This window comes from Niastella caeni, from assembly GCF_004834005.1.
Taxonomy (GTDB): Bacteria; Bacteroidota; Bacteroidia; order Chitinophagales; family Chitinophagaceae; genus Niastella; species Niastella caeni.
This window is the reverse complement of sequence record NZ_STFF01000015.1, coordinates 59,877-77,419: the sequence shown is the minus strand read 5'-3', so window position 1 is coordinate 77,419 and position 17,543 is coordinate 59,877. Positions and strand designations below refer to the sequence as shown.

The window sequence follows — 17,543 nt, the reverse complement described above, 5'->3', positions numbered from 1 at the left end:
TTCGATCATGAAAAAGATTGTAAACTATATACTGGTCTGCTGTTTATTTGCCACAGCTTCCTGTGAAAAAGGATTGTCAGATCTTAACGTTAATAAAACAAGTCCTACCGCACTTGACCCGGCCTTGTTGCTGAACCAGGCGGTCATTAATACGTCGTTTCCCGTAAAATCACTGGTATTTGATGTAGGCATTGTACAACAGATGGTAACCCCAAATGGCGGTGTGCTGGCAGGCGCCAATTTCAACCAGGACAGCCGCGATGTAACAACGCAACCCCTATGGACGGCCTACTATCAAAGCGTGATCAAGAATACGCACGATGCGTTGGTACGGTCAAAAGATATTGAAGCACGGAGCAACATGTACAATATGACACGCATTTATCAGTCGTATGTATTTATGATCCTGACCGATGAATATGGCGACATTCCCTATTCAGAAGCCGGCGCGGGATTATCAGACCGCGTTCTGTTCCCTAAATACGACCGGCAACAGGATATTTACCCAAAGATCATACAGGAGTTAACGGAAGCAGCAGCGGCCTTAAGTACCACAAGCAATATTGAAACCGGCGATGTGCTGTACGGCGGCGATATTGTTAAATGGAAAAAATTTGCTTATTCATTAATGTTGCGCGCCGGTATGCGTTTAGTGAAAATAGACGCGGCGAAAGCGCAAAGTACGGTGCAGGCGGCGGTAAACGGCGGCGTCATTACCGACAATGCCGACAACGCTTACATCCGTCACGACGCTAATTTCACGCAACCAATCGGCAATACGCTTAACGGTAGCGAAGCAGCGAACTTTTACCTCACCAAACCTTTTGTTGACCATTTAAAAAGTACCAATGACCCACGGCTTCAATCCATTGCTATCCGGTATGTAGGCGCGGCAAGTGGCGCGGGTCAAACGGTAGCCGCCGGCTCTACCGATCCTACCAAACAAATAGGCATGCCCATCGGGAAAGACAACGGCACTATTGTCACTGCCGCTACCGCCGATGGCCTGGTAAGCTTTTATGAATACAGCCAGGTAGACCGCCGACGAATGGTAAAGATCTCGTCGCCGGTGTTCCTGGTAACTGCGGCACAAACCAACCTGTTGCTGGCTGAAGCCCGCCATCGCGGATGGATCAGCAGTGGCACCGCCGCCCAATATTTCGCTAACGGAATTAAAGCACATATGGACCAATTGGCGCTGTACGACGCCAATTCCGCCGTTTCCGCTGTTAATCGCGATACTTATATTGCAGCCAACCCGCTGACCACCGGCAGTGAAATGCAACAGATCAATACGCAATACTGGATCGCTTCTTTTTTAAACGGACCCGAAACTTTTGCTAATTTCCGAAGAAGCGGTTTTCCGTTGCTGACGCCCAATCCTTACGGACAACCCAATAATCCGGATGTTCCGAATGGTACTTTTATCAGGCGGCTCACCTACCCTACGTCGGAACTGAGTGTGAATACCGATAACGTGAATGAATCGATTGCCCGGCAGGGAGCGGATAAATTGAGTACGAGGGTGTGGTGGGATAAACCGTGAAAGAATGTTATGTGATGTAAATTGATTCACTGTTGGTAACGATCTGTTGCAAGTTACATAGTTCAGGTTACCAGGTACCAGTTACCGGGTTCCAGGCTCTTAACCCGGGAGTGCCCTTAGCGAAGCTTGCAAAGATTATCTGGTAACTGGCAACCGGTAACTTGTTCTTACATTCAGAAAAGCAACACTTACAGGAAAATTATAATTAGAAATGAGTAGTTCCAAAAAGTTAAGAAGTCACGATTGGTTTGGTAAATCAGACAAGATGGGATTTGTACACCGGTCGTGGTTTCGTACGCAAGGTTACCCAGACGATTATTTTCAAAACAAACCTGTCATTGGTATCTGCAATACCTGGAGTGAACTAACGCCCTGCAACGGCCACCTGAGAGACCTGGCCGAAGTAGTAAAACGCGGCGTGATAGAAGCTGGCGGTTTTCCGCTGGAATTTCCCGTTACCTCGTTGGGCGAAACCGTTATGCGACCCACCACCATGTTGTTCCGCAACCTGGCCAGCATGGATGTGGAAGAAAGCATTCGCGCCAATCCCATCGACGGCGTGGTGCTGCTCACCGGCTGCGATAAAACCACGCCATCTACAGTAATGGGCGCATGTAGTGTTGACCTGCCTACGATTGTAGTACCCGGCGGTCCCATGTTGAATGGGCGTTTTCGCGGAGAATGTATTGGCAGCGGTTCCTTTAACTGGCTGATTAAAGAAAAACAGGGCGTAGACAATTATACGGCACAGGATATCCTTGAAGTGGAAACCGGTGTGGCCCGCAGCCAGGGCCATTGTATGACCATGGGTACGGCCAGCACCATGGCCTGTATGGTAGAATCGCTGGGATTAACGTTGCCTGGCGCTGCTACTATTCCGGCAGTGGATGCCCGCAAAAAAGTGATGGCGCAATTGAGTGGCCGGCGCATTGTTGAAATGGTAAAGGAAGACCTGAAACTATCGCGGATACTCACCCGCTCCGCTTTTGAAAATGCCATTGTCATTAATTCCGCCATTGGCGGTTCTTCCAATTTCATTATTCATTTGCTTGCGATTGCCGGTCGCATCGGGGTGCCTTTGACATTGGAAGATTTTGATGCCATCGGCAGCAAAGTGCCGCTGTTACTGAATTTAAAGCCATCGGGCAAATACCTGATGGAAGATTTTTATTATGCCGGCGGATTGCCCGTGATCATCAGGGAAATGGAATCCTATCTGCATAATAAGGCGATTACTGCTAATGGAAAAAGCATCAGCACCAATTGTGCGGTATCACCCTGTTATAATAACGATGTGATTGCAACACCGATGCAGCCATTGCAACCAGAAGCCGGCATGGCCGTTTTAAAAGGCAATCTGTGCGAGAATGGCGCTATCATTAAACCATCTGCCGCTTCCCCCCATCTATTAAAACACCGTGGCCGCGCCGTGGTTTTCGAAAACATAGAAGATTATCACGCACGCATAGACGATCCCGAACTTGATATCGATGAAAATTGCGTGATCGTATTAAAAGGCGTAGGCCCCATAGGTTATCCTGGCATGCCCGAAGTGGGCAATGTTGACCTGCCGATGAAACTGCTGAAAAAAGGCATTAAAGACATGGTGCGCATTTCGGATGGCCGCATGAGTGGTACCGCCGGTGGCACGGTGGTATTGCATGTTTCGCCCGAATCGTCGATAGGCGGTGTGCTGGCATTGGTGCAGAACGGTGATATGATCGAATTGGACGTGGCGGCAAGAAAGTTGCACCTCGATGTTTCGGATGAAGAACTGTCTACACGCAAAGCAAACTGGCAACCACCCACGCCCATGGCAACACGTGGTTATGTAAAGTTTTATATTGATCATGTGCAGCAAGCCCACCTTGGCGCCGACCTCGACGTGTTACGCGGTGGGTCGGGCGCTGAGGTGGTGAGGGATTTGCATTAGAGTTCCGAAAAAGTGAACATCGAGCTTGACCTGCAGGGCCAAAAGCAATCCTGATATTACAGTTTAATAGGGACATAAAAAGAGGGTGTATCGAACCTGATACACCCTTTTCTTATGCTGGTAATTTCTTTTACGGATTAAATATTCGCTCCGCATGTTGCAGTAATTGCGCAGCGCTCAGCTCATAATTATACAGCGCCACTTTGCCAATACTGCCTTGAAAGAATGAGCCGGTGTCTGCCGTGCCAATGCGGAAGGGCGCAGTACCTGCCTCTGGAATAATGTTGTACCCGATGAGTGCGTCTTTATCCTGGAAGGTAATAATAGTTCCGTTGCTGTTCTTGCGATGTACATACAACTTTGTATAACCGGTTGGGTAAGCCGCTGATACATCAACCGTGTTAATGATCAACGTATAATGGATCCATTCGCCGGTTTGCACGGGCCAGTTGGCAGCAGCCTGGTAATAAGACCCCGCGCCTTTGCTACCAGGTAAATTAAATGCATAGCCCGAGATCCGGTTCAACCTGTCTGCATCCTCTCCTGTTGGATGTTGCCCATACATTCTTCCAACATATTCGCATTGGCCGTTTTCGCGCTTGCCTGCCCAATGAACATAACCGGTGCCTTCTGTGCTGTCAAAGTCAAGCACATCGGGGCGTAACCAGGCTTCCATAGTTAGAATACCGGTAGCAGGTATGGAAAGATCAGGCGCATCGGCCACTTCAACCCGTTGAGAAATGCCATCAAACACCCATGAGGCATCGCCATTAGGCATTGTTGTTACACCCGGGCTGAATAAAAGCGTTCCCAGGTGACCATGACCGGTAATATCTCTACCGGCCGTGTTCCAGTATGCAACGGGATTACGCGATAATATAAGATGATCGTAATCGTACATTTTTTTACCATGCTCCATTAACCGGGCGCTATCGGGCTCATAGTTATACAAGGCCACTTTACCAATGGCGCCCTTGAAGTGGGAATCCATATTGCGTGTTCCTATTCTAAATGGAGCAGTACCAGCCAGCAATGCGCTGCCATTTAATGCGTCCTGGTCCTGGAAAGTGATGAATTCGCCACTGCTGTTCCTTCTTTGCACATACAATTTCGTATAGCCGTAAGGTTGTTGTGCGGTAACAGCATTTTTATTAATGATAAATATGTAATGGATCCATTCACCGGGAGTGAGCGCCCAGTCGGAAGCCGGCTGGTAATAGGAACCGGCAGCAGTTTGACCGGTCAAGGTAAATGCATTGCCTATTATGCGGTTGGTACGGCCTGCATCGTTGCCGGTTGGGTTCTGCCCATACATTCTGCATACATATTCATGCTGCCCGGCTTCTCCCTTACCCATCCAGTTTACATAACCCGTACCTTCCATATCAGGAAATTCCAGCACATCGGGCCGCACCCAGGCTTCGAGAGTGAGAATACCGGTGGCTGATACAGTAAGCGCAGCAGCATGATCTATTTCGGCATATTGATTAATGCCATTCAGCAATAATGCCCGGTCGCCATTGGGCATGGCGGAGGTAGAGGGCGCGTTCATTAAAATACCTGTATGTCCATGGCCGGTAATGTCTGTTGCCGAACCTTTATTCCAAAAAGCAACCGGGTCATCGGCTAACACCATATTATCGTAAGGACTTACTGCGCCATTGATGGCATAAGCTGACAACCTTGCATTGGCTATCGACTGCTTTTCATCGGTGACGCTACTTTCAAGCGCCAGATCCCGGCGGCAACTGGCGCTGCAGGAAATAGCAGCTACCCAGGCCAGGGCATGTTGAATTTTCATAAGATGGTTTTATTTGTTGAATACGATAAGCCTTGTTACGGCTTTTTAAACTTCGTGGAAATAACCCGGGTCATGGCAGCGCTTGTTGGCGAAACCTTGCTTTTCATTACTGCGAATAAATTACCGGTTTCATCGATTACAAATAGCTGACCGGGTTCTTCCACATCATTATCAAAATGTTTATTAGCCGATTTGTTGGTAACCCACTGCAATATGCTCTGCTGCTCACCGCCACTTACTTTTTTGCCGTTACCAGGCTGTGATATAATAAAAACTAATTGCAGGCGGTTGTACAGGGCAGTCAGCCGATCATTGCTGATGGCCTTACCAAAATCCAATAACGGAACAGCAATCACCTGCAGGGTGCTGCTGTTATTGCGGTACAGCGTGTCGAGTTTTTTCAGGAACTCTTCATTGGGATGTGCTGCATCAAATACTGCTATCACGATCTTTTTACCTGAGAACGACTGCAGGCTAACGGAGTTATTCTGGCTATCTTTAAACGAGAGGGAGTAAAAATCCTGACAGAATGCCCCCATAACCTGCATTGAAAGCAATACACTAAAAATGATCTTCTTTATCATAAAATAGTAATTCGAAATTAATAATCCGCTATTGAAATGTCAAAATCCCAATTAAATGATAACCCGGATACAGTAAACGTATTTTGCCCGGCTGAATAATAATTGCCCACCCACCATTCATATAATGCACTTCCACCGCTGGGGTAAATATTTACATTGTACGTTCCCGCCGGCATCTGGCCACGATAATTGCCATTCATACCTGGCGTTATAGAAAAGTTATATGTTGTATTGGTGGCGGTATTGGTGAATGATGCCGTAAAGTAGGCAGAGGTCCAGTTAGTTGCATTTACATTTACGGTAGAAGATTGACAGGTTCCATTGTTGTTGGCATAGGTTTGCCCGTTGTTATTCACATCGTTTTGTGCTTTCTGATCGGCATCGGCCTGGCTGATGGTTGAAGTGTACGCATTTGCCGGTACGGTATAGGTAACGGAAGAACCTGTATAGCCGGAACCACAATTATTGCGGGTAAACGAACCCCATTTGGCTACACTGTACCAGGTACAATACCCATTATTGTTAGCATAGGTTTGCCCATTGGCATTTACCTCGTTTTGCGCTTGTGCATCGGCATCGGCCTGGCTGATGGTTGACGTGTAAGCGCCTGCTTCCACGTTATACGTAACCTGACTTCCGGTACCGCCCGAAGCGCAGTTATTTTTTGTGAAAGTGCCGCTCTTTGCCACGCTGGACCAATAGCACTGCCCATTGGTGTTGGCATAGTTTTGTCCATTGGCATTTACATCGTTCTGCGCCTGTGCATCGGCATCGGCCTGGCTGATATCCGTTACATAGGTATTGGCCGCTACGGTGTAGGTAACCGTTGTGCCTGATGCGCCGCCTCCGCAATTATTGCGGGTAAAGGAGCCGCTTTTAACTACATTGTAATAAAGCGTACTAGCCATTACTACTTTTACACTTGTTGAAGTAGTTACCGTTGTTGTACCGGAGGTTGTTTTTCTTTGAAACCAGCTTGTTTGCGACAGCGGGCTGCTGAAACTGAGGTTTTGAGATACAGCACCAGTAATATTGGTAAAAGCAATATTGTCGGTAGAGGTCTGCCATTGGTATTTGTAATTAGCCGGATCACTGCCATAATTGGCGGCAGAGGCCACAATAGTAGCAGGTATGCTGCCAAATAACAGGAATTGGATTTTAGAGGAAATACATCCTCCGTCGAGCTGCACACTAATTGTAGCTATATTGGTGTAAGCAGTCTCTTCGCCGCAATATACCATTCGCCGGTAATACATTTTTTGCGTTATAGCGCCGGGTTGATAATTAAGTCCTGTGGCTCCGCTGATATTTGTAAAATTAATGCCGTCGGTTGACTGCTGCCATTGGTAAAGAAAACCGCCACTACAACTGCCAAGGGCCTCTGAAGCTTCCAGCATTGCCGGTGTAGCGCCCAGTGTCACGGTTTGCGTAGCATTAAATATATAACCGGCGAATTTGATCGCCATGGGTGCATCCGCTTTTTTATGGTCACCTGCAGCATGGGCCATTACGCACATTAACATCAAAGCTGCAAATTGAAGAAGGATACGCTTACAGGGTATCATGTTATAAATTGTTAGTTGGTTCGATGGCTTAAAATGCATACAGATACGATTACCTGAAGGGTTGGTTAATTTTGGTTGTTTTAATCTTTACTCGCTGCTCCAATAAATAACGCCACTACTACTGTAATAATAATTAATGCCGGTTATTGCATCTGTCATTAAATCAAATGACAGGTTATCGGAATTCTCATGTGGATACGATTGCATTACTTTACCATTGTACCTGTTTATAGCCAATACATTACTATCATTTCTGACAATGATCAGCCCTTTATCGGCAAGGCCGATATGTTTACCAATGAAGTATGCATTTCCAATTTCAACCTCCCATTTGTTTTCTCCAGAGGTTACATCTACATTATACATAATGGATGCTTTTCCTGTGGTTACATTTTTAGAAATTACTATAGCATTACTATCTGATAGCTTTATTAAATCCAGCATATTATCAATCTTTTTACGCCATATATATCCAGGCTTCGCCTTTTCAATAAATGCCAGTTCCGACCCGTTCATAATAAGGTACCCATTATTGTATGATGCGATCTTAAAATTCCGGATGCGGAAATCCTCTGGTATTTTAAACTCCCATTTCTTCGTTAACTGGGAATCTATACAAAACAGGGAAATCTCATTATCGCTTGCTCTTGTGCCGGATATAATATTAACACTATCAGTAACCGGAAATGCTATTGTTGCATAACGATAATTAACCACCCTAATGCCCTGATTTCTTAGATCAATGGTTTTTCCCGATGCCAGATCGAATACCATACATCCATAAGGGGTATAGGAAAAGAAAACTTTGTTTTTAAAAACCAATAATGATCCCGGATCAGCCAACTTAAGACCCGACACATCAAATGAATCGAGCGTTCTGTTTGAATAGTCGTACCTGTATAATGTTTCAGGATGCGTAACGGAGATGGCAAATAATTTTCCTTCGGCATTTGCAAAAGAAACACTACTATAATTCAGCCGTTTAAAGGGGTTTGGAAAAACCTGTATACGCTTGCTCTTCAAATTACCAGTTACAATAAAATAATTAAAATAATTGTCATTAAAGGGTTTTGCCAAACCTGTAAAAACATCCCCCTGCACCACCGCCTTTATTATTGAAAAGTCTGTTACATTCACTTTTTTCAGTGAATCCGTAACTGTTTTTTTTATATCAATTCTGCTGGCAAAAAACTGATCATAAAAATCAGGATCAGTTTTTTGTCCAGATTTACAGCCTACGCCTGTAAATATCAGAACCAATGGAAGCCATTTATTTATTAATCTTACTTGACTCATAAAATTCATTTACTCCTTTATAGGCGTCATTTACCTGTGTCTGCTGGACACTATTTAATTTTATACCCGACATCGTTCCATGCGTTGAAGGATAAAGCATAAACATGGGGATATTTATTCGATAAAATTCGGCAAAAATTGTTTGTGCGTTATTTACTTCTGCTTTACCCTCTCCTTGAATATCATCAAATTTTGAAAAATTAGGGAAAAAATGCTTAGAGACTGGCCCGGCAGCAATGAACAAACCACTTTTTCTCGATAGACTGTTCAGGCTGTTTAACTCAGATTTTCCAGCATAAGTTGAATATACCTCGAACGCTATTGGTCCTTGCTCACGATCTATAAATTCCTTATCCCATTTATACCAGGCCAGGTAAGAATTCCCCTTGGCTACATCTCCCTCGTAAAAAAGATCATGAAACCTCTTTACCGCGTAATCTGCTATCCCAAAATTCAGATCCCTTAAAAGTTTTCCCATTTTAGGGAACATACCTCCCGACGTAACGCCGAAATCTTCGTAGGTATCCGCCAGCTCATCTACCAAATAGGCGGCTCCTTTCGCCCATCTGCTTTTATAACCCAACGCATCTACTTTACTTTGTACCCACAGGTAATAATCACGCACCACCTCAAAAGCAGATCCAATTTCACCCTGTGCTGTAAAGCGACCCGCTTTTCCGGGATTATCTCTCAATCTATCGCTCCAACCGTTCTTTGTAATGGCTTCCATGGCATTTGACCAGGTAGGGTTTCTTTCTTTCCTATCCGATTCCAACCAGGCGCCATCAGATCCATCCATCACTTTAAGGGCATCTTTGCCTTTAGCTTTCGCATAGTCGTCATAAGTGGCATACTCTTCCATGCCATCCAGGTCAATACTGTTTATAGGTTTATTACCTGCAAACTGGTACGGAGTATACCAGGGATAACTGGCGGTGAGCGGATCTACTGAAAGGAACTTACCGATCCGTGGATCGTATACCCTCATTCCATAATCCTGCTGATTTCCTTCCCCTTTTATTTCATTGTCATTCTCTTTACCATTGAAACCGTATCGGTAGCTGCCTGCTGCTGCATAGGTTCTTCCGGGCATTAGCATCCCAAATGGATAATAATCATTGGCATTGAAGATATCGGCGTTGTAGTAATCTACGGTTGTTCCATTACTGCTATGTTGTATTTTCTTATCTCCCACTGTTACCAATACATTCCCCAGGTGATTACTCAATTCAAAGATCTTTTCATTCCGCGTAAAGGTAGATATTATTGCTACTCCATAGCCAGCGTCCAAACTTTGTGTCAACGCCGTATCGGTGCTGGTGGTGGTCGTTATACCAAGACGGCCAGCGCCGTACAGATCAATTTCTGCTTGTTGCAATGACCCGGTCGTTGGTTTTGTGTAAACACTCATAACATTCCCGGTAGCATCCCGTACATAAATGGTTGTTGTTCCATCTGCCGTTTTCGTAATGCGGTTGGCAGAGGCATCGTAGGTAAATGTAGTAGTGTTACTTCCTTTGGAAATGCTCGCAATTTTCCCATAGGCAGTCCAGGTAATTCCGGTGATCCCTGCTGCAAAATCTGATTTTAAATTTCCATTTTCATCATAGGTGTAGTTATTAACACTTTGCGCTTCCAGATCTTCCGTATACATACTGGTAACACCATCATGAATATAATTCAGGCGGTTCTTATTCGCATCATAATTATAGGTCAGCGCATCCATGTCTGCCGGCTTGCCAATTTCCGGCGCGCCTTTGCGGTTGTAGGAAAGTATATTTCCATTGGGATCGTAGGTAATGGATTCAGCATAATCGTTCCCGTTCATGGCAATGGCGCTCCATTGGTTGGTAGCTGTATTCAGGCCTTTATAAGCCTGCATGCTTACGAGGCGGTTTAACTGGTCGTACCGGTATTTGTAGAATAGCGGTAATGTATTGGTTGTACCCGCATCGGCCTTAGCAAAACCTGCATTGTTCATACTGATGCCACCGATATTGCCGTTGAACATCGAAACAAAACTGCTACCGGCATCGGGTTTTGCAAATGCAGATGTTCCGCCAATCGGTGAATAATCCGACCAGGTATTACCATTTACAGCATCAAAATAATGCAGGGCAAAACCAAATACGTCTCTTGCTACCTTGGTATTATTGCTGCTGGCAAATCCATCCTGCCCAATATCAAAAGCCCCATCACCAATAGTTGTGCTGTTTATTCCTTTCTTCCAGCCCTGCACGGTATAGGCATAGTCTACACCCTGTACCTGCATCTGTCCAAGTTCAGTGCGCGCTAACTGACCGTGTTTATAATAACGATAAGCTGCATCCCGTTCCCAATATATCTTATCCCGACTAGTTTCTACTTTTTCCGTTCTGTTTTCTGCATCATATGTATACCGGTGATAAAAGGCATCAGGCTGGCCAGGCTGGTAACTCAACAAACGCACTTTACTACTTACCAGGTCATAATCATAGGTCATTAATTTAAACCGGTTGTTGCTGCCAGTCATTTCAGCAATGTCTCTATAATCCTGCAACACCGTATCTATATTGCCGTGAATATCATAGGTAAAGAAAATCGCCGTATAATGCAGGCCATCCGTAGCCAGTTTTTTGGTTGCTCTGTAACTTACCCGGTTGCGCATGTTCTGCTGGGTCATATAAGTTCCTACCAGAATAGGATAAGCGTTATCGTATGCAGTAATGGTAAGTTGTTCCTTAACGCCGCCGCTTGCATTCAACCAGTTGTCGAGCGACGCAATGTTCTGGCTAATAGTCTGAGACATGCCGGTGCTTTGCGGCTTCTGTCCTACTTCTATAACACGGCCCAGATCGTCGAACAGGGTATAACTGTATTTGCCGTCCACCGCCTGTTGTGCGTTTTGACCTATAACCATTCTGGCCAGATTATCGTACCAGAATGCTGAGGTACCGCCATCGGGTGAATTTTGAGCTATTACTTTATTAAAACTATTATACCGGTAATTAGTAAGGAAAGTATGCGGAGGCGCAACCCTGGTATTGGTCGTTCTGCCATTTTTTACATCGGTAAGAAACTGATCGTCGTATTTAGGATGTACGCCTTTGGGCGGAACCGTTGTTACCAGGTTACCGGCCATATCATAGTAATACAGTGTGTAATGGTATTCCCTGCTGGTATATTTTACAGAAAATTGTTCAATATCCTGTACAGCCAGGCATTTGGCGCGATACTGCTCTTCAAAATTGGCCAGCAGGTTCTGCATCCGTTGATCATAAAGTTGCTGTGCCAGGGCAACTGCCATATTATATACCTTCTGGCAGGGTTGTTCTGGTAAATACATGTCGGTTGCATCATTCAAAGGCAGCGTATCGGCACAAATCACCGGTTGGGTAGCGCCACTGTTGCCGCTATAGTTTGCCAGGTTACATCCGGCAGCGGCCGCCGCCTTCGCATAATCCATCCACGTATACTGCAATCCGGTTCTGTAATTCAGGAATTGGGCATATGCAATATTATCGCGGATATTCGTTGCGGTAAGATTGCTGTCGGCAAACACTGGCCCAGCATTATAGGGTGCTGGCATCAGCGCTTTAAAGTCTGCAGTAAGGCTGCTGAGGGTTGCACAGGTTACACATCCCTTCGCATCAAATCCACAATTTAAAAAATCGGGCATTGGCTGCGCACTGGTCAACGGATAGGGATTTACCGTGTTACAGATCCTTTGCGGACAGTTATAATTACAATTATTTCCACTGGATGATACAAATTCGCATCCGCAGGGAGGTGTATTGCCACAAGCCATGGTTGTGGGAACCATCGCATCATAACAAGTGGTAGTACCTATCTGCGGACAGCCTTTTACCAACCCATCGTACAGCACCTGGGTAAGCGTGTCGCGATATTTAGACTTTAAATACTGATTGAATGAAGATAAGATCGCCGGATTGGCTCCGTTTTCCTGTGCTTCAATTTTCAATTTGGCGAACCGGCTGCAATTGCAGGTATCTACGGCTGCTATTACCTGCTTTGTAAACACAGGGCCTTTGTTGTATGGCTTGGGAAATTCAATCACAAAAGGATTACAGAAATTATCCCATGCAATATTGTATTGTAAAAATACATTTTTGATCACCTGTTCAAAACTGTCTGGTGATCCACCAACACCGGGCGCTATAGTGGATGAACCAAAAGGATTCGCCGCATCGCTACCTCTCTGGCAAACATCTACCATACCAGCCGTGATGAGATTTACGATCTGGGTGCTATCGGGATTACCGATGAGGGCCGTACATTGTGTGATCGATTTTACCCATTGCCCAATATAACTATTGCAACGGCTGGCATAGATCAGGGCTGGGTTTGAAGCTTCTGGTATATTATTGATGTTCGGCGCACCGCCCGGCGTGGTGGGATACCACGCCCAACTGTTTTCGCCTATTGTTGATTGCTGGTTGTTTCCATATTGCTGCGCCATTTGATCATTGCTTGCAAAATGTAACAGGTATCCCTGATCTATAAGTTGTTGGTTATCTGCCAGCGCTACATTATCTGAAACAAAGCTATTTAAATGGTTTTCGCGTTCCATCGCATACAAACTCCTGAATCGTTGCCAGGCCTGGTCTTTTTGAGCTGTAGTCATGCTATTAAAAGAAGGACTTGTTGTGGCAGCCGGCGTTTTAGGCGCATTCTGGAAACAACTGTTCTTTTGCGCAGGATCTATTATGTCTTTACAGGCTGCATCACCATATGCAATCTGCCAAAGGCTCAGGTTCTGCCTGTAATTACTGTTTATTTTGGTTACTATATCGGCCCTGTAGTTAGTTGCCTGGGAATAAAAAGGATCGCTGAGGTTGCCATCTGCTGTAAAGATATATCCTTTGGAAACAGCGTCAGCATAGGTGGTCGTATTGTTAAAGGTTGTTATCCAGTTATAACTTGTAGTCAGATTGTTTTCTGCATATACCAGCTTACCGTATTCAGGGTGGTAAGGCAATAATGACTCGGCCCAGGAATGAGCAAACTGATCGGCAAATGCCTCCTGAGTGGTTGTAGCAAGGTTTGCAACCGTACCGTCGGGCTGAATACCATAATCAACCGTACCATTGCTGGTGCGATATAAGTCGGGCCCGCTGCTGTTGCGTGGTGTTTTATAAAAAGGCTGGGAAAATGAAGAAGTGTTGGCAGTTGAGAAAATATTATACTTATAGTACATTTCACCACTGCCGGTTTCTTTTGCATACTGTCCGCTGTAAGGCACCATATCGGCCAGCATCATCAGCCGCTTGGTAGCCAGTACCTGCGAAGTGGTATTACAAAGCTTTTCGCAATTGAGCTTAGCGGCCTTATAACCCGCGGCTATTTGCTTTTCTATGTCATCAGGAACGCTGGCCGGATTACCGATAGAAATCAGGTAATTAGTACGATAATCGTTTTCGTTACCCAGTTTCGTCAAACAGTCGGTACAAGTATTAGCCGGTGGCTCATCGTCACAGGTAGATACGGTAAGCAATGCAGCATAAACAGAATCTATCAGTTGCTGTTCTGTTTTACAAAGCCCTTTGGTCAGGTACAGGTCTTTATACGCCTGCATCGACGAATCGCTGATGGTTAAAGTTTTACGAACCGTATAAGAGCCCGGTTGCAGCGATTCACAGAATTTTATCTGATGGTTTATAATGGTATCGCAGGCAATATTGGAAACATTTATAAATGTATCTTTCACAACAGACGGCGCGGAGCCGCTGCTGCAATCATCACCCGACCGCAGGCTTACATTTTTGAATCTTCTTATAATGGGATCCTGGTCGCCCGTTTCATCTGTAATGGATATTTCCAGGTCGTACAAACAATCATAACAAACCGAGGGGCCTGTACAGGCAGGAAGCTGTAAGCTTTGCGGAGTTAATTCATATATGAAAGAATAATTGGTAGTAGCCGGCACTAACAAGCTGTTGATGGCTTCTATGCTGTTATTTTTAGTAATATTCGAATTTTTATCTAACAGGTTCCGGGTAACTTGAGAGGCACTGGTCTGCGGCACTATCTCTGCTGAAAATTCAGCATTCGATTCAAAGCCCGGGTCAAGGAAAATAGCATTGGTTGCTTTTTGGTCGCCACCGGTAACCGTGTTCAATGTCAGGTCCGCTGCAAGCGTACCTCCCTGGGCGTATGGATATTGGTTAGCCAGATCAAGCCCCACCAGGTTAGTTGGAGGATCGCCCGCCAGCGCCGTAGCAATGGTGCGGCCATGCATATCAACATAATTCACACTCATTTGCCCGTTCGCATCCTTCACCATGTTTTTATAATAATGGGTATAGTTTCCTACTTCAGTTCCAAACAAACCATCCAGTTCTACCTGTGCAGGCGTGCCATAAAAATATTTGGTTTCGTGCCCTTTGCCCAATTGCATAGCAGCTCCTACCCCGCTTTGGGACATAATACGGCCGGTAGCATCGGGCATATAACGGGTAACCGTATATGGATATCCTTCTGCATCGGGTATATGCACATTGGCGCCGGCACTTAATTCAAGATTGCCTGCACTATAATATTGTGATGCTCCTGCATTGGTATTTAAAGCCGGCGTTATGCTGGTGGCCGTTGCAATGGGTTGCATATCGAAGTACTTCGCCGGATCATCACTCAGGGTTTGGTTGTTAACCAGGTTGAGCTGCGTATTGGAAGTAAACAGGTTCAAGCCTGGCTTGTATGCAATTTTTTTACTGGTGTCGGGAGCGGGTAATACCGCCACCGCGGCCCGTCCCTGGCCATCGTAAAAAGTTTCAGCCGTTACAATGGTATTGGTAGTATTATTTTTGGTTACGGTTTGCCTGCTGCGCAACGATCCATCGTAATATTGAACAACTGCTTTCCGTTTGCCGTCTTCCGAAAATGTGATCATAGACTGCCAGTTTAATGCGCGGTTATGACCAATAAACGATCTTATTTGAGGTGTACTCCAGGGACCATCAGTGCGGCTACCGTTTTTATTAATATTTACGGCCCGTATTCTGCAATACAGCTTTCCGGTGTCGCCGTATAAAAGCGGAATTTTATAAGAAAGGAAGCCTGCTGGCAGGTCAATGCGCGTAGCATTGTTTTTAAACAATAGATCATAGTCAATGCTGGCAGGCGCCAGTTCATCTTCCAGCCACGTCCATTCGAGTTGGGTATGTGTATATCCGGCATCCTGGGGCCATACCCAGTTAACACTCAATTCATCATCACCTGCCTGCGGTTGAACAGTGGCAAAAGTAGTTGGCGTTACACCGTTTTTTAAGGTATTATAGTATCGCGTTACCCGCATTTCGTTTTGCAACACCAGCGCATTTCTGGTATAATAACCATTCACCGTAGGTGCGTTAACATTCAACACTGTGATCTTTACATATTGTGCACCTTCAAAACTAAAGTATTGCTTTGCATTATATTTTACGCCGGCGCGCTTGTTATAGGTAATCTCAAATTGCTTGTCTATAGGGGTCATTAACGCCCCAGCGCTTACACCATACTGAATTCTCACTGTTACGGTAGCCGTAAAACTATCAGGGAGAAACTCAGGCGTTTCTTCCCACAGGCTTAGAGTAATGATATTTTTAATTTTTTTATCCGATTCATATCCCTGCGTAAACGTCAGGTCGGCCGTAGCATTATCCTGCAATAATGCCGGGGTGTTTTCATAAAGCATAGCGTTTTCATAAAGCGTAGGGGAACCGGCAAGGATCGAAAAAAGAGGTTCGTCCTCAATCCCATCATCACCGGCGGCCCATGCCCGCTGATGGATCGTTATTATAGCAATTCCAAGCAGCATGGCCGGCAATGGCTGCCTCATGCATCTGCTCATAATTTTAATGATCGTTGAAACAAACCGGCCTGAAACTATTTTTCGCAAATTGCTTGTCATAAGCGTTTATCTTGGTGCGTGAAGTAGAATAATGGTTATTAGTTTTGAGTAACAGCATATCCTTCATATGCTTTTACCGGCATAAATTCGCCCTGCCCATTTTTTATAATTCTATCGTCAATGGTTGCAGGCACTGCCATGGCAGCATCATGTGCAATTTTGTTGAACACAAAACTCACCATCTGCTCTTTTACCAGGCAATGTCCTATCCCTTCAATGGTCAGCAGTTTATCTTCCATCTCCCCTTTTGCGTGCAGTGCTTTATAATCGTCTTCCGATAAAGGCACCAATGCTCTTTTCAGGGCGGTCACCTTCAACGGTTCTTTTTTTGTTTGGTCGTACTGTAATTCAATTGACTCTTTAGGCAGTGAAGTGCCTTTCAAAATGTTCCTGCCCGTTAACGTGATGGAGGCCACCTGCTCTTCAGCTCCCGACGACCGGGCTGAATATATTTTGGCCATATTCTGTAACGAAGTATCCTGTTGCAATATGCCGGTTATGGCGTTCATCCGCTGCAATACAGCCTGCGCATTGGAATACAGGATCATTCTTTGCAGTTTACTGCTTACCAGCAATGCCATGGAATCATTTACCAGTTGCTCTGTTTCTCCGAACCGGATATATGTTATTCCAGGTTTCATATAAAAAACGGCATTTGAACGGGTGGTATCGTCTTCACCGGTAATAAAATTGGTGGTACCGATAATTTCCATATTGAGGTATAAAGGCAATTGCTTGTATGCATTGCACACGTGCACAAAATCACGCATAGCCACGAGCGTATCATTACCATTGCTATTACGGGCGCGCTTTTTTTGCGCCTGCATACCCAGGCACAAAAGCAAGATCATTGTTACCAGTTTTATTTTAAGATATATCGATCTGTTCATTTATATAACTATTAGTTGTAATTGTGTTTGCCAGCGA

8 protein-coding genes are annotated in these 17,543 nt (G+C 45.2%); 2 read left to right on the top strand and 6 right to left on the bottom strand.

The annotated features are described in order from the left end of the window. Window positions 1–7: 7 nt before the first annotated feature. Both FAM09_RS29635 and FAM09_RS29630 read left to right on the top strand, forming a co-directional pair. Window positions 8–1,546 carry a SusD/RagB family nutrient-binding outer membrane lipoprotein gene (locus tag FAM09_RS29635; protein ID WP_136580798.1) on the top strand — a complete coding sequence of 513 codons (1,539 nt, stop codon included), beginning with the start codon at window positions 8–10 and terminating at the stop codon, window positions 1,544–1,546. Between the two features lie 211 nt (window positions 1,547–1,757). Beyond that, window positions 1,758–3,479 carry an IlvD/Edd family dehydratase gene (locus FAM09_RS29630; protein ID WP_136580797.1) on the top strand — a complete coding sequence of 574 codons (1,722 nt, stop codon included), beginning with the start codon at window positions 1,758–1,760 and terminating at the stop codon, window positions 3,477–3,479. A gap of 130 nt (window positions 3,480–3,609) precedes the next feature. Here FAM09_RS29630 and FAM09_RS29625 read toward each other — a convergent pair whose 3' ends face one another. The 6 genes from FAM09_RS29625 to FAM09_RS29600 form a co-directional block, all read right to left on the bottom strand. Continuing rightward, window positions 3,610–5,280 carry a LamG domain-containing protein gene (locus FAM09_RS29625; protein ID WP_136580796.1) on the bottom strand — a complete coding sequence of 557 codons (1,671 nt, stop codon included), beginning with the start codon at window positions 5,278–5,280 and terminating at the stop codon, window positions 3,610–3,612. A 35-nt stretch (window positions 5,281–5,315) separates the two neighbouring features. Further along, entirely contained in the window at window positions 5,316–5,864 is a 549-nt protein-coding gene (locus FAM09_RS29620; protein ID WP_136580795.1) for a hypothetical protein, read from the bottom strand. Window positions 5,865–5,881: 17 nt separating this feature from the next. Beyond that, complete coding sequence (locus FAM09_RS29615; RefSeq protein WP_136580794.1) at window positions 5,882–7,429, bottom strand: DUF5977 domain-containing protein; 1,548 nt, start codon at window positions 7,427–7,429, stop codon at window positions 5,882–5,884. An 87-nt stretch (window positions 7,430–7,516) separates the two neighbouring features. After that, on the bottom strand, window positions 7,517–8,725 hold the full coding sequence (locus FAM09_RS29610) for a hypothetical protein (protein WP_136580793.1): 1,209 nt from the start codon (window positions 8,723–8,725) through the stop codon (window positions 7,517–7,519). Continuing rightward, window positions 8,700–16,556 carry an RHS repeat domain-containing protein gene (locus FAM09_RS29605; protein WP_166437312.1) on the bottom strand — a complete coding sequence of 2,619 codons (7,857 nt, stop codon included), beginning with the start codon at window positions 16,554–16,556 and terminating at the stop codon, window positions 8,700–8,702. Before FAM09_RS29605 ends, FAM09_RS29610 begins: the two co-directional genes overlap by 26 nt. Window positions 16,557–16,654: 98 nt before the next feature. Then, window positions 16,655–17,467: a hypothetical protein gene (locus FAM09_RS29600; RefSeq protein ID WP_136580791.1), complete on the bottom strand. Its 813-nt coding sequence runs from the start codon at window positions 17,465–17,467 to the stop codon at window positions 16,655–16,657. Between the last annotated feature and the right edge of the window lie 76 nt (window positions 17,468–17,543).

Excerpts from the sequence above, each read along its gene's own strand:
- FAM09_RS29620 (WP_136580795.1), bottom strand. The coding sequence starts at position 5,864 with ATGATAAAGAAGATCATTTTTAGTGTATTGCTTTCAATGCAGGTTATG.
- FAM09_RS29615 (WP_136580794.1), bottom strand. The coding sequence starts at position 7,429 with ATGATACCCTGTAAGCGTATCCTTCTTCAATTTGCAGCTTTGATGTTA.
- FAM09_RS29605 (WP_166437312.1), bottom strand. The coding sequence starts at position 16,556 with ATGAGCAGATGCATGAGGCAGCCATTGCCGGCCATGCTGCTTGGAATT.
- FAM09_RS29630 (WP_136580797.1), top strand. The coding sequence starts at position 1,758 with ATGAGTAGTTCCAAAAAGTTAAGAAGTCACGATTGGTTTGGTAAATCA.
- FAM09_RS29635 (WP_136580798.1), top strand. The coding sequence starts at position 8 with ATGAAAAAGATTGTAAACTATATACTGGTCTGCTGTTTATTTGCCACA.
- FAM09_RS29600 (WP_136580791.1), bottom strand. The coding sequence starts at position 17,467 with ATGATCTTGCTTTTGTGCCTGGGTATGCAGGCGCAAAAAAAGCGCGCC.
- FAM09_RS29610 (WP_136580793.1), bottom strand. The coding sequence starts at position 8,725 with ATGAGTCAAGTAAGATTAATAAATAAATGGCTTCCATTGGTTCTGATA.
- FAM09_RS29625 (WP_136580796.1), bottom strand. The coding sequence starts at position 5,280 with ATGAAAATTCAACATGCCCTGGCCTGGGTAGCTGCTATTTCCTGCAGC.